20 protein-coding genes and 3 riboswitches are annotated in these 16,991 nt (G+C 39.4%); of the genes, 5 read left to right on the forward strand and 15 right to left on the reverse strand.

What is annotated here, in order from left to right; translation table 11 throughout:
• The first annotated feature begins 27 nt into the window (after positions 1-27).
• A riboswitch (TPP riboswitch) is annotated at positions 28-125 on the forward strand.
• Between the two features lie 83 nt (positions 126-208).
• Entirely contained in the window at positions 209-1,000 is a 792-nt protein-coding gene (gene thiD, locus D8787_RS02895) for a bifunctional hydroxymethylpyrimidine kinase/phosphomethylpyrimidine kinase (protein ID WP_125420649.1), read from the forward strand.
• 158 nt (positions 1,001-1,158) lie between these two features.
• Here thiD and thiE (D8787_RS02900) read toward each other — a convergent pair whose 3' ends face one another.
• From thiE (D8787_RS02900) to lctO, 11 genes are all read right to left on the reverse strand, one after another.
• A complete protein-coding gene (thiE, locus tag D8787_RS02900) occupies positions 1,159-1,791 on the reverse strand; it encodes a thiamine phosphate synthase (RefSeq protein WP_125420651.1) in 633 nt (210 codons plus the stop codon).
• Entirely contained in the window at positions 1,784-2,587 is an 804-nt protein-coding gene (locus tag D8787_RS02905; protein WP_125420653.1) for a hydroxyethylthiazole kinase, read from the reverse strand. Before D8787_RS02905 ends, thiE (D8787_RS02900) begins: the two co-directional genes overlap by 8 nt.
• Complete coding sequence (gene thiW / locus D8787_RS02910) at positions 2,587-3,111, reverse strand: energy coupling factor transporter S component ThiW (protein WP_125420655.1); 525 nt, start codon at positions 3,109-3,111, stop codon at positions 2,587-2,589. Before thiW ends, D8787_RS02905 begins: the two co-directional genes overlap by 1 nt.
• Positions 3,112-3,116: 5 nt before the next feature.
• Complete coding sequence (gene tenA, locus D8787_RS02915; protein WP_125420657.1) at positions 3,117-3,806, reverse strand: thiaminase II; 690 nt, start codon at positions 3,804-3,806, stop codon at positions 3,117-3,119.
• Between the two features lie 10 nt (positions 3,807-3,816).
• Positions 3,817-4,467, reverse strand: a complete 651-nt coding sequence (locus tag D8787_RS02920) for an energy-coupling factor transporter transmembrane component T (RefSeq protein ID WP_125420659.1) — start codon at positions 4,465-4,467, stop codon at positions 3,817-3,819.
• Between the two features lies 1 nt (position 4,468).
• Positions 4,469-5,854 carry an ATP-binding cassette domain-containing protein gene (locus D8787_RS02925; protein ID WP_125420661.1) on the reverse strand — a complete coding sequence of 462 codons (1,386 nt, stop codon included), beginning with the start codon at positions 5,852-5,854 and terminating at the stop codon, positions 4,469-4,471.
• Positions 5,855-6,415, reverse strand: a complete 561-nt coding sequence (locus D8787_RS02930) for an ECF transporter S component (protein ID WP_102210678.1) — start codon at positions 6,413-6,415, stop codon at positions 5,855-5,857.
• 145 nt (positions 6,416-6,560) lie between these two features.
• Positions 6,561-6,649: riboswitch (TPP riboswitch) on the reverse strand.
• 213 nt (positions 6,650-6,862) lie between these two features.
• Positions 6,863-7,492 (reverse strand): thiamine phosphate synthase, encoded by a 630-nt coding sequence (gene thiE, locus D8787_RS02935; protein WP_125420663.1) that lies wholly within the window; start codon positions 7,490-7,492, stop codon positions 6,863-6,865.
• Position 7,493: 1 nt separating this feature from the next.
• Positions 7,494-8,276, reverse strand: a complete 783-nt coding sequence (gene thiM, locus D8787_RS02940) for a hydroxyethylthiazole kinase (protein ID WP_180958210.1) — start codon at positions 8,274-8,276, stop codon at positions 7,494-7,496.
• Positions 8,277-8,555: 279 nt separating this feature from the next.
• Positions 8,556-9,224: a TenA family protein gene (locus D8787_RS02945; protein ID WP_125420665.1), complete on the reverse strand. Its 669-nt coding sequence runs from the start codon at positions 9,222-9,224 to the stop codon at positions 8,556-8,558.
• A gap of 215 nt (positions 9,225-9,439) precedes the next feature.
• A riboswitch (TPP riboswitch) is annotated at positions 9,440-9,528 on the reverse strand.
• Between the two features lie 159 nt (positions 9,529-9,687).
• A complete protein-coding gene (gene lctO / locus D8787_RS02950) occupies positions 9,688-10,824 on the reverse strand; it encodes an L-lactate oxidase (RefSeq protein ID WP_000120714.1) in 1,137 nt (378 codons plus the stop codon).
• 215 nt (positions 10,825-11,039) lie between these two features.
• Here lctO and D8787_RS02955 point away from each other — a divergent pair, with 215 nt between their 5' ends.
• Genes D8787_RS02955 through D8787_RS02970 form a run of 4 tightly spaced genes read left to right on the forward strand, consistent with a single transcriptional unit; the run spans position 11,040 to position 13,994 of the window.
• Positions 11,040-11,720 carry an amino acid ABC transporter permease gene (locus D8787_RS02955; RefSeq protein WP_125420667.1) on the forward strand — a complete coding sequence of 227 codons (681 nt, stop codon included), beginning with the start codon at positions 11,040-11,042 and terminating at the stop codon, positions 11,718-11,720.
• Positions 11,680-12,357 carry an amino acid ABC transporter permease gene (locus tag D8787_RS02960; protein WP_125420669.1) on the forward strand — a complete coding sequence of 226 codons (678 nt, stop codon included), beginning with the start codon at positions 11,680-11,682 and terminating at the stop codon, positions 12,355-12,357. The genes D8787_RS02955 and D8787_RS02960 overlap by 41 nt, the downstream gene beginning before the upstream one ends.
• The gene (locus D8787_RS02965) at positions 12,358-13,116 is read left to right on the forward strand and encodes an amino acid ABC transporter ATP-binding protein (protein WP_020900139.1); all 759 of its coding nucleotides are present in this window, start codon (positions 12,358-12,360) and stop codon (positions 13,114-13,116) included.
• A gap of 11 nt (positions 13,117-13,127) precedes the next feature.
• On the forward strand, positions 13,128-13,994 hold the full coding sequence (locus D8787_RS02970) for a cysteine ABC transporter substrate-binding protein (protein ID WP_125420671.1): 867 nt from the start codon (positions 13,128-13,130) through the stop codon (positions 13,992-13,994).
• 86 nt (positions 13,995-14,080) lie between these two features.
• On the opposite strand, the gene D8787_RS02975 is transcribed toward D8787_RS02970, so the two are convergent.
• From D8787_RS02975 to D8787_RS02990, 4 genes are read right to left on the reverse strand one after another with little or no spacing between them, the layout of a single operon-like run.
• On the reverse strand, positions 14,081-14,728 hold the full coding sequence (locus D8787_RS02975; protein ID WP_125420673.1) for an ATP-binding cassette domain-containing protein: 648 nt from the start codon (positions 14,726-14,728) through the stop codon (positions 14,081-14,083).
• Positions 14,725-15,423 carry a hypothetical protein gene (locus tag D8787_RS02980; protein ID WP_185776732.1) on the reverse strand — a complete coding sequence of 233 codons (699 nt, stop codon included), beginning with the start codon at positions 15,421-15,423 and terminating at the stop codon, positions 14,725-14,727. The genes D8787_RS02975 and D8787_RS02980 overlap by 4 nt, the downstream gene beginning before the upstream one ends.
• Before the next feature lie 9 nt (positions 15,424-15,432).
• On the reverse strand, positions 15,433-16,185 hold the full coding sequence (locus D8787_RS02985) for a hypothetical protein (protein ID WP_084886869.1): 753 nt from the start codon (positions 16,183-16,185) through the stop codon (positions 15,433-15,435).
• On the reverse strand, positions 16,185-16,949 hold the full coding sequence (locus D8787_RS02990; RefSeq protein WP_084886871.1) for a hypothetical protein: 765 nt from the start codon (positions 16,947-16,949) through the stop codon (positions 16,185-16,187). The genes D8787_RS02985 and D8787_RS02990 overlap by 1 nt, the downstream gene beginning before the upstream one ends.
• Positions 16,950-16,991: the final 42 nt, after the last annotated feature.

Below are 16,991 nucleotides of genomic sequence, written 5' to 3' on the forward strand. Positions count from 1 at the left end.
AAATATGCTATACTAAAGAAAAAAGAAAACAACCACTAGGGGTACGTAAAGCTGAGATTAACAACTGTTAGACCCTTTGACTCAATCTAGGTAATGCTAGCTGATGGAAGTGGAAATGATAATGGGGACTAGCAGTCTTCTATTGCCTTTCTAAAACAGATCAGCTTATTCTTAAGAATACAAACTTCAGTTGGTTGGGAGGTTTTAGATGACTTATTTACCCGTTGCTTTGACCATTGCAGGGACTGACCCTAGTGGTGGTGCTGGCATTATGGCTGATTTAAAGTCGTTCCAAGCTAGAGATGTCTATGGAATGGCTGTTGTGACCAGTCTTGTCGCTCAAAATACCCGAGGCGTTCAATTAATCGAGCACGTCTCCAACCAAATGCTGAAAGCTCAATTGGAGAGCGTCTTTTCGGATATCAAGCCCCAGGCTGTAAAAACTGGGATGTTGGCAACTACTGAAATAATGGAAATCATCCAGCCCTATCTTAAAAAGCTGGATTGTCCCTACGTTCTTGACCCTGTTATGGTCGCTACGAGCGGAGACACCCTGATTGATACCAGTGCCAGAACTTACCTAAAAACAAAACTACTTCCCCTTGCAAGTATTATCACTCCCAATCTTCCTGAGGCAGAAGAGATTGTTGGTTTCTCGATCCATGATCCCGAAGCCATGCAACGTGCCGGTCGCCTGATTTTAAAAGAATTTGGTCCTCAGTCTGTGGTCATCAAAGGTGGGCATCTCGAAGGCGGTGCCAAGGATTTCCTCTTTACCAAGGATGACCAATTTGTCTGGGAAAGTCCACGAATTCAAACCTGTCATACACATGGTACTGGATGTACCTTTGCTGCAGTGATTACGGCTGAACTAGCCAAGGGGAAGACTCTCTATCAGGCAGTCGATAAAGCCAAGGCCTTTATCACGAAAGCCATCCAAGATGCTCCTCAACTCGGTCATGGTTCTGGCCCAGTCAACCATACAAGCTTTAAAGATTAAAAAAACTCTCTAGTTCCTACTTTAAGGGAATTAGAGAGTTTTTTAATCTTCGAAAATCTCTTCAAACTAGGTCAGCTTTATCTGCAACCTCAAAGCAATGCTTTGAGCAAGCTGCGGCTAGCTTCCGAGTTTGCTCTTTGATTTTCATTAAGTATTAATTAGAAAATAATGTCATCCAACTTTGTTAAAAAGGCTTGCGTTTTTGTCTCTATATCTTCTGCCTGCATCAAATCACGCACTACAGCTACTCCAGCTATGCCAGTACCAATAAGTTGGTCAATGTTCTCTGACGTCAAGCCTCCGATAGCAACTACTGGAATGGCGACCATTTGGCAAATTGTTTTCAAGGTTGAAATTAGGGTGATAGGCGCATTTTCCTTGGTGGTTGTTGGGAAAATGGCTCCTGTCCCCAAGTAGTTCGCCCCTCCTTCTTCTGCCTCAAGGGCCCTTTTTACAGTTTTAGCTGTGACACCGAGTATTTTGTCAGGTCCCAAGACTTGTCGGGCAACCGAAACTGGTAGTTCATCGTCTCCTATATGCAAACCTGCTGCATCAACTGCCAGACAGACATCCAAACGATCATCGATGATTAAGGGTACCTGATAGGTATCTGTTATTTCCTTGACTTGTTTTGCCAGTTGATAATATTGATTGGTTGTGAGATTTTTTTCTCGCAATTGGACTATGGTAACCCCTGAACGGCAAGCCATCTCAACCTTTTCAAGAAAGCTTTCCACGGAATCTTGGTAGCGATTGGTTACCAGATACAGTCTAAGCGCCTCTCTATTCATAAACCTCTCCTTTGATAGCATCTATCCAGTTTTCATCTCTTTTGAGGAGCGAAAGCTGATTGAGTACTTGGTAACGAAAATCTTCCAATCCCATACCTTGAACAACTATTCTCTCAGCGGAGATATTAAGATAAGAGACCGCTAGACACGAAGCTACAAAGCCAGTCTTTCCTTGGCTGAGGAAAACGGCTGTCAAGGCTCCAACCAAGTCTCCTGTCCCTGTTATCCAGTCTAATTCTGCACAACCATTTCCCAGTACAGCGACCTGATTCTTCGAAACGATGAGGTCCTTGGGGCCTGTGACTAAGAATGACATACCTGGATAGGTCTGACACCAGTCTTTCAAGACTTGAAGTAAATCATCAGTTTCTTGATCTTTAGCACTAGCATCGACCCCGACTCCATGATGTTTTAAGCCAACAAGACTTCTGATTTCCGACATATTTCCTTTAAGGACCGTAGGTCTATAGTCTAAAAGGTCTTTAACTAAGCTCTTACGAATGGATGAAGCTGTTACGCCAACCGCATCTACTACTATTGGGAGACAAACTTTATCTGCATAAGAAGCTGCCATACGGATTGCTTTTTCCTTCTCAGCTGACAAATGCCCCAAATTGATGAAGAGTGCCTGGCTTTGCTTAGTAAAATCAAGAACCTCACGGGGATCATCTGCCATAACTGGTTTACATCCCAGAGCCAAAATCCCATTTGCTAGCATCTCACAAGAAATCTCATTGGTAATGCAGTGAATGAGGGAAGTCGTTCCCAGAGGAAAAGGATTCGTCAATTCCTGCATCAGTTTATCCTTTCATCAAAGAAATATCCCTGCACTTTTTTAAAGAATTCCTGCTTGATTAAGAATCGAAAGGCAATAAAGGAAATTGCTGTACCGATTAAGGTTGCTCCGAAAAATCGAGGAGTGTAGATAAACCAGCTCAGTTTGGCAGCTGATCCTGTGAACAATACCATAACTGGGTAAGAGACGATTGATCCGATGATACCTGTACCGATGATTTCCCCTAAAGCAGAATAATGAAATTTTCGACCGTACTTATAAAAGAGACCTGCTAGAAGAGCTCCAAAAGTCGCTCCTGTGAGAGCTAAAGGCGGAATCCCTTGAGTCGTCATACGGATAAAGGCTGTGACTGTAGCCATAACCAAGGCATAAACAGGTCCCATCATGATTCCTGCTAGAATATTGACTACACTGGACATCGGTGCCATTCCCTCAATCCGAAAGATAGGTGTAAGGACTACATCAAGGGCAATCATCATGGATAAAATGGTTAATTTGTGAACTTGTAATTGGTGCTTTCTCATGTTTATTATTCTCCTTTTTCTAAAGACTGTAGATCGCTCTTCCAGGTTTGGTGTTGGTAGGCCATTTCCCAAAACTTAGCTTCCATGTGAACACTAATGTGGAAGGCATCTAGCATTTTTTTCCTGTCTGTCTCATCACTTTCTCGATAGAGTTGATTAACCAGCGCTCCCTCCTCTCTGATCTGTTGCTCTAACTCATCCGTAATATAAGTTTCAATCCATTGTTGGTAGAGAGGATTTGGTGATGGTTTAAGATTAAGTGATTTGCCTATATCATAATATAGCCAAGGACAAGGCAGCAAACTTGCAAAAGCAATGGCTAGATTTGCTTCTTCAAATTGCCGATAAATATGCGAAACATAATGATAACAGGTTGGAGCGATTGGATGTTGCTCCATTTCCTGATCGCTGATTTCCAATTCCTTGAAAAATTGTTGGCGGATAAATAACTCACCCTCCACTAGACCCTGAGCATTTTGTTTCAAAAGTCTCTTCATCTCTTGGTTTGAAGTCTTATCAGCCAAGAGGTGATAGGCTTCTGAGAAAGCCTTCAGATAGTAGGCATCCTGAATCAGGTAATAGCGGAAAATGGAAGGGTCTAAATTTCCCTCTTGTAACTGTAAAATAAAGGGATGATGAAAAGAAGCCTGCCAAGCTTCCTTGGATAATTCCATCGCAATATCTGTAAATTCCATAATAACTCCTTTATAAAAATAGACTGGTTTGAAGCAATAAAAATAAAAGCAGGTAGATGAATATTGTCCTTTGAGGAATATAAAAAGTCCGATATCTATTCTCCACCTGTGCATGTTCGTCATATCCATGCGCCGACAGGGCTCTCAGGTAAAGATGGCGCCACCTAAAGACTGTCATCAGAACCTTGCTGTAAATCAAGGGAGACCAAAAATGCAGTTCTTGACCGCGTAATAAGCACGCTTCCTTGAGGGACTTGATTTCTTGCTGAATAAGGGGAAAGGAATTGAATACCACAATCAAGGCATAGGCCCAAGAGCGTGATAACCCCTTTTGAGCCAAGTACAAGAGAAGCTCTTTTAGGGAAATAGAGGAAACAAAGACAAGGCCGATACAAACGGTCACAAAGGCCCTCGTTCCAAGCATGACTGCCTGCGAAGCATCCCCATGTAACTGAACTGCCCAGTAGTTGGCCAAAGATGGCAAAATAGCGAGCAGAATCATCCAAGTCAATACTTCAAATCGCCGGTAATAGAGCATAAAGAGAATACAAAATGCGACTACCGAAAGATTCAGAGCAATCGAAGGAATGAAAGATGTTTCCAAGGATAAAATCAGCAAGAAGAGACTGATAATCGGTGTCTGGGTTGCTACTTTGACCATACTATCTCACCTCCCCTTGGGTATTGCTACTCTGAGATGTGAGTGGTTTGGTAATTGTCACTTCTTTCACATGACTGAGACCCTGACTAGTCATCTCAATCCAATAATCAACCACAGAGATCAAGGGATCTAAACGATGGCTAATGATCAGAAAACTTCTTCCTTGATTTCTTTCATCCACAATCCACTGACAAAAATAATGGCAGGCTCTATCATCCAAACCGGCAAAAGGTTCATCTAGCAAGATCACAGAAGCCTTGCTAGTCAAGATGGTCAAGAGCTGAAGAATCTTTTGCTGGCCACCACTTAATTGATAGGGACTCTTATCAAGAGCCTGCTCCAAATCAAAATATCGTAAAGCTTGAAAAATCCGCTGATTTCTTTCAGAATCAGATCCATCTAATTGAAGTTCCTCTCGCAGACTGGCTCGAATAAACTGCTTCTCAGCCTCCTGAACAACACCCGTCAGGTCACGATACAAACTCTTTTTCTTTTTCAGGACTGTCCCCTTCCAGGTAATGCGTCCCTTATACTTTTGAAATTGAAGAATAGACCGAAAGAGGGTTGATTTCCCGACACCATTGTCACCCAGAATACAGGAAATTCCTTTGTAGAATGTGAAATCCGCAATCGAAAAGAGGGAGCGATTATCCAGCTCACAAGTCGTTCTATCCATATGGAACAGTTCTGGGCTAGAAGTAACTTCCTTTGAAGCAATCTGTGTCATCTCAGAGGTAGGGATTTGAAACACTTCCCTTAGTTGTCCGTCTCTTAGCTCCACCATATGGTCGATATAGGCTTCATAGTCCGTTAAATCATGGTCGCACAAAATAACTGTCTTCCCATTAGAGGCCAACACTTTTAGAATCTCCAATATCTCTTTTCTGCTCTTGCGGTCAATAGAAGCAAAAGGTTCATCCAAGAGATAGACCCTAGGATTCATAGTAAAGAGAACAGCCAAAGCAGCCTTTTGCTTTTCCCCACCAGATAAGTGATGAATGGGACGGTGCAAGATCTTCTCACAGCGACATTGCTGGACAACCTCTGCTATTTTAGAATCAATTTCCTGAACGGGATGCCCAATATTTTCCAAGGTAAAAATCAGCTCCTCAAACAAGTTCTCCATGGTAAATTGATGATTGGGATTTTGAAAGAGGATACCAACCGTCTGGACACGTTCGATGATAGAAAGCTGACTGACCTCGCTCCCATCTATCAGGACTTGACCGCTATAGGGAAGAGAACTGACTTGGGCAATCATTTGAAATAGACTCGATTTTCCTGAACCACTGCTTCCAACTAACAAGGTAAAGGCTTGCGCATGAAAAGTAAAATCAATCGGTTCCGAAAAAATTAGGGACTGAATCGCTCGTAGTTCCAGCCCCATCTATGCCTTTCCTCCAGCTGCAAACTGATGATAGAGTTTGACAATGGCACGAACCAAGATGGTACAGAAGAAAAAGACGGAAATAAAACGTACCACAAGCAAGGAAAGGACAAAAGGAAGTGAAAAGGCGTAGTAACCTAACTTAATGTATTCATAGACAAAACTAACAAGCGTAATCCCAATACTATTAGCAGTTAGAGAGAGCCAACTTTCATAGCGATTTTTGGTTACGATAAAACCAAGTTCACTTCCCAAACCTTGAACCAAGCCAGACAAAAGGGCGCCTAGACCGAATTGGCTACCATAAAGGACTTCAGCAAGAGCAGCTAGCACTTCTCCAATCGTTGCACTTCCAACCCTTGGAACAAAAATGGCAGCAATAGGCGCAGCCATACACCAGAGACCAAAGAGGATTTCATTGGCAAAGGCCTGTAAACCAAGAGGGGCTAAAATCAGAGTGAGGATATCAAACAGATAACCTGAACCCACAAAAACACCACCAAAAAAGATAGACAAGAAAGCAAGCAAGATAACATCTTTTAAACGCCACTTTTCAAACATAAAAACTCCTTTTAGACAATTGGGCATTTAAGAGAGACTACCATCATACTCTGCATCTAGTCTATCTAGTAAAAACAAAAAACTCTAATTACACACAAGAATTAGAGTTTCGCTTACAAAATTAGATGGTTTTTTCTTTCTCAAGAAAAAACTATTCACATTTCCCTTCGACAGTACTAACTGTATCAGGTTCAATGGGTATCATCTCAGCCTAAAGCACCCCAAATGTCTTTATTATTTAATTATATAATTATTTTAACAGACGATTTATTCTAGTTCAAGAAATTGAACTGGAAATACAGCCTTGCACTCCCAAAGACAGCAGATCTTTCTTTTGCAAAAAATAAATGACTTATTTGATAGATTAGCCATTTGAGCTGAATCTGGACATAGCTTTTTAGAAAAAAGAAAATCCTACTCCCTCAGAATCCAAGGAAAAATTGATACCTATTGTTCACTCATTTCTCGAACAGTTTTTTCTATATTTTTTGCATACGATATTGCTGAAATGATTGAAACGCCGTCAACATTGGTCTTCATAATGTCTTTAATATGTTGCGTCTGTATCCCACCAATTGCAACTAAGGGCATTTGTGGCAATAGTTTTCTCATCAATTTAAGACCTTCATAACCTATAGCACAACCAGCATCATCCTTTGACTGGGTATCAAATACAGGACCAACACCAACATAATCTACATATTCAACTTTTGATTGTTGAAATTCTTCCTCGTTTTTTATAGAAAGACCAATTATTTTATCTGGCATCAATTTTCTAATTTCATCAACACCAAGGTCATCTTGTCCTACATGTACACCATCAACGTCAATTTCCATTGCCAAATCAATATCATCATTAACAATAAACGGAACATTGTATTTTTTACAAAGATCCTGTAGTTTCATTGCTAATTCGACTTTTTCTTTACCTTCCAGGGCCCCCTCACCTTTTTCACGGAATTGAAATAAGGTTATACCACCTTTTAAGGCTTCCTCAACGACTCTATATAGATCTTTTCCCTGGCAAGTAGTCGTTCCACAAATAAAATATAGTTTTAGTAATTCTTTATGAAACATTTTACTTCACTCTTTTGAATTTCTTTACATCTTCATCTGTAATCTCGTATAAGGCATTTATAAATTCAACTTTAAATGTTCCAGGAAGATGTCCATTTGGACGTTTTTCTGCCATTTCTCCAGCGATATTGTAAACCAACATTGCTGTTTCTAATGATTTCAATTCTTGACCTTTTTCTAATCCGATAAAGCTTGCTACCACTGCCCCTAATAAACATCCAGTTCCAATAACTTTTGGCATCATGGCACTACCATTATGGATCGTTACCACTTCTCCATTTACCGCAATGGCATCCACTTCACCTGTTACTATTATAGGGATATTGAACTTCTCATTTGCTGCTAGAGCAATTTCGTCAATATTATCTACGCCTGCACTATCTACTCCTTTAGATGCTACATTTATTCCCACTAAAGAAGCAATCTCTCCAGCATTTCCCCTAATCGCTGCGAGTTTGTAATTATTTATTAAATCTTCGGATACTTTTTTTCTATAAGATCCTGCTCCACAGGCTACAGGATCTAAAACTGCTGGGACATTATATTTCTCTGCAATTTTCAGAGCAGCTTGGTATAATTTCCAATTTTCATCTGTCAATGTTCCTATGTTTATTAATAAACCACCAGCATATTTTAAGAGATCTTCTAAATCTGCTGGGTATTCGCTCATAGCAGGAGATACGCCAAGTGCTACTAAGCCATTAGCTGTAAAGTTTTTGACAACATCATTGGTGATACAAATGACCAAAGGTGCTTTTTCTTTTAATAATTTTAAACTTGTCATATTGAAATCCTTCCTTTTCACTTTATACAATCTACTGATTTCGATTTATCTCTATCTTTCGTTAAGAAATTTTTTCATTTACATTGAATGATTTATGCTCAATGAAAATCAAAGAGCAAACTAGGAAGCTAGCCGCAGGTTGCTCAAAGCACTGCTTTGAGGTTGTAGATAAGACTGACGAAGTCAGTCACATATATAATCTAAGGTGAAGCTGACGTGGTTTGAAGAGATTTTCGAAGAGAATTATCTCATCAAATTTGTAAATATCCTAAACCTTCTCTAAACGTCATAACCAATATCAAAAAAGGCTAATTCTAAAGCAACTGCTTGACTCCAGCGTTGCTGAAGTTCTGTCAAATCTTCTCGACCTTTCCCGACACGATTGAGTTCATCAACCAAAAATTGAACCCACTCTGCAAAGAAAGGACCTCTGTGGAGATTGATCCATTCCGAATGAATATAGGCTTCAGGTAGAGCCAACTCTTTAGAACCCCAATCTAAATAGAGACCTTCTGCAATGAGCAGCATGACCAAAAGATGGGCATAGTCTGATGATGACACAGCCGAATACATAAGCTCCTGAAAGGCTTTTGTTACAGGATGCAAGGTCACTTCCAGATAGTCATTCTCAGATACTTTTAACTCTTTGAAAGCCTTTTGGAAATAACCGTCTTCATCTGCTTCAAGAAAGCCTAGTTGCTTGGCAAAACGAAGTTTGGATTCAAGCTGGTCTGCGTGGGCTACGCAGGCACCCAGCATGGATAAGAAAGCATCAAAGAAGTGATAATCTTGAATTAGGTATTCTTTTAAGACCTTATTCTCAATTGTCCCCGCAAAAAGTTCCTTAACAAAACGATGATTGATTGCAGCCTGCCAATCCTTCTGACTGTTTTTTAATAATTCTCCAACAGTCAAACCTGGCTCAAATGCATAGTCTTGTGTTTCCATATTTACTTTTCCTCTCTTTACTCCTTAGTAATTAATAAAACACCAAGAAATACCAAGCAAAATCGTAATTCCACTTGATCCTTTTAAAGAACACCGAGAGCATTTGCAGAGAGCTACCTAAACAAGCCTATCCAGTTTCGTAAAAGAAAAAACTCTAATTACAGATACGAATTAGAGTTGACTTACAAGATTAGATCGTTCATTTCGCCATACGAAAAAAACTGTTCACATTTCCCTTCGCCAGTCTTAACTGTATCAGGTTCAATGGGTATCATCTCAGCCTAAAGCACCCCAAATGTCTTTATTATTTAATTACTGCACCAGTATAGCAAAAAATGAAAGCCCTAGCAAGATATTTGTTCAAAAAATATATCTATATGGTTTTTTTGATACAAATTGACCTTATTTAAACTTATAAAACACAAGCAAAAACCTCCACATTCAGTGGAGGCAAGCTGTTTTATCAATACAATTTTAAGTCACGAGGATCAACTGGGAAGGTTGGGTTGTAGGGGTTGTGACGAAGTTTGAAATGTTTGACATCTTCAATAGTCTGAGTTCCAGACAACTGCATAACTGTCTTCAATTCCGCATTCAAGTGTTCAAAGACTTGGCGTACACCGACACTACCACCAAGGGCCAAGCCATAGATAACAGGGCGACCAATAGCTACCAAGTCTGCTCCTGAAGCCAAGGCTTTAAAGACGTGTTGACCACGACGAATACCTGAGTCAAAGACAATTGGCACGCGTTTATCAACTGCTTCAGCTACTTCTTGAAGTGAGTCAAAGGCAGCTGGTCCACCGTCAATTTGGCGACCACCGTGGTTGGTTACCCAGATACCAGAAGCTCCTGCAGCAAGCGAACGTTCAACGTCCTCACGGCATTGTGGTCCCTTGACATACACAGGAAGTCCAGAGTATTCAGCGATAAATTCTACGTCGCGTGGAGACAAGCGTTGTTTAGCTGATTTGTAAACAAAGTCCATTGATTTACCAGCACCTTCTGGTAGATATTCCTCAACAATCGGCATGCCAACTGGGAAGACAAAACCATTACGCTTATCGACTTCACGATTGCCTCCTACAGTCGCATCTGCTGTCAAGACAATCGCTTTATAACCTTCAGCCTTCACACGGTCCATGATGTGGCGGTTGATACCGTCATCCTTACTAAAGTAAAATTGGAACCAATGAGGTGTCCCTTGAAGGGCTTCCGTAATTTCAGGAAGGTCTACAGTAGAGTAAGAGCTGGTTGTATAAAGAGAACCAAACTCATGTACACCACGCGCAGTCGCCACTTCACCCTGTTCATTTGCCAATTTATGAGCCGCAACAGGCGCCATGATGATTGGTGAAGACAATTTTTCACCAGCAAATTCAATCTCTGTACTTGGATTTTCAACATCACAAAGAGTATGTGGAACGATGAGTTTGTGGTTAAAGGCGCGAATATTCTCACGTAAAGTAAAAGTATCCTCTGCCCCACTAGCGATATAGCCAAAGGCTGCTTTTGGAATCACTTGTTGCGCCATGGGCTCCAAATCATAGGTATTAATGAAATCTACATGACCTTCTGCATTGCTTGTTTTGTATGACATAAAATGCCCTCCTTAATAAGTAAGCGTTTTCTTTGTGTATTACAAAAATATCTTAACTCTTTTTTCAACACTTTTCAAATATTTTGTTTGAAAATTTCAGAAATTTTATTTCTATGATAAAAAATCCTTATAACAGCAATAAAAAATAGATATTATCCAAAGAAGATTTTAAGTGCTACAATAACTATATTATTTCTAGATGGGAGGTTCTATTTTTGGATTGGTCCATTGTTGAACAATATCTACCACTTTATCAAAAGGCATTTCTTCTGACCTTGCATATTGCAGTTTGGGGGATTTTGGGGTCCTTTCTGCTCGGTTTAATCGTTAGTATCATCCGACATTACCGCATCCCTATTTTGGCGCAAGTAGCAACAGCCTACATTGAATTGTCACGTAATACTCCCCTTTTGATTCAACTCTTCTTTCTCTATTTCGGTCTTCCTCGAATCGGGATTGTCCTATCTTCAGAAGTCTGTGCCACTCTGGGACTGGTCTTTTTAGGAGGCTCCTATATGGCAGAATCTTTCCGAAGTGGGCTGGAAGCCGTCAGTCAAACCCAGCAGGAGATTGGATTAGCTATCGGTCTGACACCTCTACAGGTCTTTCGCTATGTGGTTCTTCCGCAAGCAACAGCGGTGGCACTCCCATCCTTTAGTGCCAATGTCATTTTCCTCATCAAGGAAACCTCTGTTTTCTCAGCAGTGGCTTTGGCCGACCTCATGTACGTCGCCAAGGACTTGATTGGTCTCTACTATGAGACAGACATTGCGCTAGCTATGTTGGTAGGTGCTTATCTGATAATGCTTCTACCCATCTCACTGGTCTTTAACTGGATAGAAAGGAGGCTCCGCCATGCAGGATTCGGGAATCCAAGTACTCTTTCAGGGAAATAATCTTCTGAGAATCTTACAGGGATTGGGCGTTACGATTGGAATTTCTATCCTGTCTGTCCTCTTATCCATGATATTCGGAACAGTCATGGGAGTTATCATGACCTCCCATTCTAGAATCGTACGATTTTTGACACGATTTTATCTGGAATTCATCCGTATCATGCCCCAGCTGGTGTTGCTCTTCATCGTTTACTTTGGCTTAGCTCGAAACTTTAATATCAATATCTCAGGTGAGGTTTCAGCTATTATTGTTTTTACCCTCTGGGGAACAGCTGAGATGGGGGACTTGGTCCGTGGAGCTATCACTTCCCTCCCTAAGCATCAGTTTGAAAGTGGACAGGCGCTAGGTTTGACCAATGTTCAACTTTACTACCACATCATCATCCCACAGATCTTGAGAAGATTGCTTCCACAAGCCATTAACCTTGTCACTCGGATGATTAAAACCACTTCCTTGGTTGTCTTGATTGGGGTTGTTGAGGTAACCAAGGTCGGACAACAAATCATCGATAGCAATCGCCTGACTATCCCAACTGCTTCTTTTTGGATTTATGGAACCATTCTGGTCTTGTATTTCGCAGTTTGCTTCCCTATTTCCAAACTATCCACACACTTAGAAAAACATTGGAGGAACTAAATGTCTGAAACTATCTTAGAAATCAAGGAACTCAAAAAATCCTTCGGAGACAATCCCATCCTCCAAGGTCTTTCCCTGCAAATCAAAAAAGGGGAAGTTGTGGTTATTCTGGGGCCATCTGGTTGTGGGAAAAGTACCCTCCTTCGTTGCCTCAATGGCTTAGAAAGTATTCAAGGTGGAGATATCCTGCTGGATGGCCAGTCCATTATTGGCAATCAAAAAGATTTTCACCTCGTTCGCCAAAAGATTGGCATGGTCTTTCAAAGCTATGAACTCTTTCCCCATCTAGATGTCCTTCAAAACCTCATCCTAGGTCCTATCAAAGCTCAGGGAAGAGACAAGAAGGAAGTAACGGAAGAAGCTCTGCAACTACTGGAACGTGTTGGTTTACTAGACAAACAACATAGCTTTGCGCGTCAATTATCTGGTGGACAGAAGCAACGGGTTGCAATTGTCCGTGCCCTCCTCATGCATCCAGAAATCATCCTTTTTGACGAAGTGACTGCTTCGCTGGATCCAGAAATGGTGCGTGAGGTTCTAGAACTTATCAATGATTTAGCTCAAGAAGGTCGCACCATGATTTTAGTAACCCATGAAATGCAGTTTGCCCAAGCTATTGCCGATCGGATTATCTTCCTCGACCAAGGGAAAATTGCTGAAGAAGGAACGGCTCAAGCCTTCTTTACCAATCCTCAAACCAAACGAGCTCAGGAATTTTTAAACGTCTTTGACTTTAGCCAATTTGGCTCATATCTATAAAGGAGATTTTTATGAAACTACTAAAACCACTCTTAACTGTTTTGGCACTTGCCTTTGCCCTTATCTTTGTCACAGCTTGTAGCTCAGGTGGAAATGCTGGTTCATCGTCTGGCAAAACTACCGCCAAGGCTCGCACAATCGATGAAATCAAAAAAAGCGGTGAGCTACGAATCGCCGTATTTGGAGACAAGAAACCATTTGGTTACGTTGACAATGACGGTTCTTACCAAGGCTACGATATCGAACTTGGTAACCAATTAGCACAAGATCTTGGTGTCAAGGTTAAATACGTCTCCGTCGATGCTGCCAACCGTGCGGAATACTTGATTTCAAACAAGGTGGATATTACCCTTGCCAACTTTACAGTGACTGACGAACGTAAGAAACAAGTTGATTTTGCCCTTCCATATATGAAAGTCTCTCTGGGTGTCGTATCACCTAAGACTGGTCTCGTTACGGACGTCAAACAATTGGAAGGTAAAACCTTGATTGTTACAAAAGGAACGACCGCTGAAACTTATTTTGAGAAAAATCACCCAGAAATCAAACTTCAAAAATACGACCAATATAGTGACTCTTACCAAGCCCTTCTTGACGGACGTGGAGATGCCTTCTCTACTGACAATACGGAAGTTCTAGCTTGGGCGCTTGAAAATAAAGGATTTGAAGTCGGTATTACTTCCCTCGGTAATCCAGATACCATTGCGGCAGCAGTTCAAAAAGGAAACCAAGAATTGCTAGACTTCATCAATAAAGATATTGAAAAATTAGGTAAGGAAAACTTCTTCCACAAGGCCTATGAAAAAACACTTCACCCAACCTACGGTGACGCTGCTAAAGCAGATGACCTAGTTGTTGAGGGCGAAAAAGTTGACTAGTTATTAACTCTTAAAAGGGACTGGATTTTAAACTCCAATCCCTTTTTAAGATTTTACCTATAACATCCTGAGTCTATCTAAGATGTTCAATCTGAACACAGTGTACATACTTTATCTTCTATTGCATATACTTTATCACATAAGATACGAATATCCTCTTCACTATGACTAGCAATCAAAATTGTTGTCCCTTTTTCACTAGAGAGCTTTCTAAACAATGTTCTCATATTTTCTACACTTGATTTGTCCAAGGCATTCATAGGTTCATCTAGTAAAAGAATAGAGGGATTCTCCATAATTGCTTGAGCAATCCCTAGCTTTTTCCTCATACCTAGCGAATAAGTTTTAACTTTCTGGTCTTTTTGCTCATATAGACCAACTATTTTCAGTGTATCATTGATTTCCTGATTACCAACTACTCCTCGTATGCTTGCCAAATATTGTAAATTCTTAAAGCCACTATAATAATTTATAAAACCAGGTTCTTCAATCAAAGCTCCCAAATTAGCTGGAATTTTTCTCTCAGGAACAATATTTTCCCCATTGATTAACACTTCCCCATAAGACGGACTATATAAACCAGCTATTAATTTAAACAATACACTTTTCCCTGAGCCATTCGCACCAGTAATTCCTATAATTTCCCCCTGTTTACAACTAAAATTAAGGTTTTGAAAAACACATGTTTTTTTTAATTCNAACTGAATATTTTTTAATGTAATTATTTCATTCATTCTATAAACCTCCTCTTTTGACGAGTGAAATAGAAAATGCTTTTAAAAAGAAAGACTAAAAATAGCAACTGAAGAAATAGATCTCGTCCTATATCTCCATTTCCTCTATTCAGAATATAAAATAGATAATTGGTTCGATTCCCCACAAATAAACTGCCAAACACAATCATGAGTAAAAAGAAGCTAACACAAGAAAAGTTCATTTGCTCATTCGCTCCTAGTATGTATAACGTAAAGCAAAGCAAGGATAGCACACAAACATTCAAAAAATCAACTATAAACAAAACTCCTATATCCCAGTTTGGTAACTGTAACATAAATTGAATCACTAGAACTTTTACCATGATTAAAACGAGTCCATAAAGAAAACAGGTCCAAATCTGATACCTAATCCAGAGCTTAATAGAAGAAAATCGAATCACTTCCATAAAGAAATCGGATGCTCTTCTACGATATACAACTGCTAGAAAAAATGCATGAATAATAAACCAATGAAGCAACCATATAGATAAGACTAAAAAAGAGTTTTGACTCAGATTAGGCCCTTTTAAAATTTCTATAACAAGTCTATCATTTCCTTCTAACCAATACCATAATCCTAAACAAATCAATATCCAAAAAAGAACATAACCCCAAAAGTACTTGGTATAGATTATCTGATTCAACCTCCACATGTGACTACTTAACTTTCCCATTTCCAACTTTTACACTCTCCTCCAGTTTCTATGAACAGAAAATACAGTCAATGGAATTATGATAGATAGTAATGTAAGCCAATAAATCAATGCATACGGATTGGAATTTACCATATACTGAAAAATTGGCAATAATCCAATTAGCCCATTGTTCAACTGATAAATCCAGAATAAGGATTCTACAAATAAAAAAGTAAACAGAAATACTAAGCTCATGCTTGATTTTTTAAACCAAGAAAAACTGCTAATAGTAAGTAAGGATAAAAAGAAATAGTATGCTATATAAGAGAAAAAAAATCCTATAAAGAAACTAGCATTGTTTGCAATACTTATACCATAAAATTCTCTTAAAAAATCAACCTCCTTTATCTCCAAAGAGAAGCTAAAACCATTACTAAATGCAATTAGAAAAATCAATAAAAATAAAGTCGCCGTCCAAATCCCCGTACTAAGAGCTGCTAATTTGAAACTAAAACTGGTAAAGTGCTTAATTGATTTCAGACGAATGCGGCACTCCAACCTATTAAAATAGTTATTCATCAAATGAAAAAAGAATAATATATATGTGAACGGAAAGCAATATACTCCAGTCGTAATATCTTGAAGTAAGACTAAGAGCCATTCTAATACATTTGGATGGATTGAATATTGGCGACATCGCAGTAAATATACTGTACTAGATAAAATACAGGATAGCAGTAATATAAAATAAACCAATACTGCTAAAAAATCTTTTTTGTAAAATTGAACAAATTGTTTCATTATACGTAGTCCTCTGAATGTAGAAAAAATGTACCATAAACAACCAAACAACTAACAAATAAAATAAAAGCAAGATGCCCACTAACTAAGGAAAGACTGATATCTTTCTGATATCCCAAAGCTAATGTTGTCACAGGTTCTAAGTAAGATAGCTCTAAAATACCCCAAAAAATACCCCCAACCATCATATAGGCAACTGGGATGAAAATAGCTCCTAATTTTTTCTTCACTAGCAAAGCACTAGCTAGTCCAAAAATAGAGAACACAGCGCCCCAAACTCCATACCAGAGAGTCGTTACAAGACTATAGAGAAACTGATTAGAATCAAATAATTCTTTTAAGGCACCACTATAGTCTCCAATATAAATTTCCTGATAAGGAGTCACTAAAAGATTAATTCCTAATAATAATAAATAGGGGAGAAAAAAGACTAGAAAAGAAGAAATAATTACAGTACTACCCACAATAGCCAGATACTTCTTTTTAGAAATTCGACACAATTGTGCTGTTAGAAAATGACTCTCAGCATCCTCTATTATCTGACTAGAATAGGGCAGTGTACAGATAAGTGCAGCTACTAGGCTAATCGGTGAAAATCCTCTAATAGAAGAAGCGGCAAAAAAAATCGATAAACCTTCAATTTTATAAATACCATTGAAAGCAAGGAAATTTCCTAAACTCATGCAAAGAAGGGTCAAAAATAAAGACATATAAAACCGAGGTGATTTAACGACTCGTACAAGATTACAAATAAAAAATTCCATCCCAACTCCTCCTTATAATAAGAATAGGGTGTAGCATTCTTT

Origin of the sequence: Streptococcus mitis (genome assembly GCF_003944325.1) — a bacterium.
Taxonomy (GTDB): Bacteria; Bacillota; Bacilli; order Lactobacillales; family Streptococcaceae; genus Streptococcus; species Streptococcus mitis_CW.

Excerpts from the sequence above, each read along its gene's own strand:
- D8787_RS02970 (WP_125420671.1), top strand. The coding sequence starts at position 13,128 with ATGAAACTACTAAAACCACTCTTAACTGTTTTGGCACTTGCCTTTGCC.
- lctO (WP_000120714.1), bottom strand. The coding sequence starts at position 10,824 with ATGTCATACAAAACAAGCAATGCAGAAGGTCATGTAGATTTCATTAAT.
- tenA (WP_125420657.1), bottom strand. The coding sequence starts at position 3,806 with ATGGAATTTACAGATATTGCGATGGAATTATCCAAGGAAGCTTGGCAG.
- thiD (WP_125420649.1), top strand. The coding sequence starts at position 209 with ATGACTTATTTACCCGTTGCTTTGACCATTGCAGGGACTGACCCTAGT.
- D8787_RS02925 (WP_125420661.1), bottom strand. The coding sequence starts at position 5,854 with ATGGGGCTGGAACTACGAGCGATTCAGTCCCTAATTTTTTCGGAACCG.
- D8787_RS02920 (WP_125420659.1), bottom strand. The coding sequence starts at position 4,467 with ATGGTCAAAGTAGCAACCCAGACACCGATTATCAGTCTCTTCTTGCTG.
- D8787_RS02990 (WP_084886871.1), bottom strand. The coding sequence starts at position 16,949 with ATGGAATTTTTTATTTGTAATCTTGTACGAGTCGTTAAATCACCTCGG.
- D8787_RS02905 (WP_125420653.1), bottom strand. The coding sequence starts at position 2,587 with ATGCAGGAATTGACGAATCCTTTTCCTCTGGGAACGACTTCCCTCATT.
- D8787_RS02965 (WP_020900139.1), top strand. The coding sequence starts at position 12,358 with ATGTCTGAAACTATCTTAGAAATCAAGGAACTCAAAAAATCCTTCGGA.
- D8787_RS02980 (WP_185776732.1), bottom strand. The coding sequence starts at position 15,423 with ATGGGAAAGTTAAGTAGTCACATGTGGAGGTTGAATCAGATAATCTAT.
- D8787_RS02930 (WP_102210678.1), bottom strand. The coding sequence starts at position 6,415 with ATGTTTGAAAAGTGGCGTTTAAAAGATGTTATCTTGCTTGCTTTCTTG.
- D8787_RS02960 (WP_125420669.1), top strand. The coding sequence starts at position 11,680 with ATGCAGGATTCGGGAATCCAAGTACTCTTTCAGGGAAATAATCTTCTG.
- D8787_RS02945 (WP_125420665.1), bottom strand. The coding sequence starts at position 9,224 with ATGGAAACACAAGACTATGCATTTGAGCCAGGTTTGACTGTTGGAGAA.
- D8787_RS02985 (WP_084886869.1), bottom strand. The coding sequence starts at position 16,185 with ATGAAACAATTTGTTCAATTTTACAAAAAAGATTTTTTAGCAGTATTG.
- thiW (WP_125420655.1), bottom strand. The coding sequence starts at position 3,111 with ATGAGAAAGCACCAATTACAAGTTCACAAATTAACCATTTTATCCATG.
- thiM (WP_180958210.1), bottom strand. The coding sequence starts at position 8,276 with ATGACAAGTTTAAAATTATTAAAAGAAAAAGCACCTTTGGTCATTTGT.
- thiE (WP_125420663.1), bottom strand. The coding sequence starts at position 7,492 with ATGTTTCATAAAGAATTACTAAAACTATATTTTATTTGTGGAACGACT.
- thiE (WP_125420651.1), bottom strand. The coding sequence starts at position 1,791 with ATGAATAGAGAGGCGCTTAGACTGTATCTGGTAACCAATCGCTACCAA.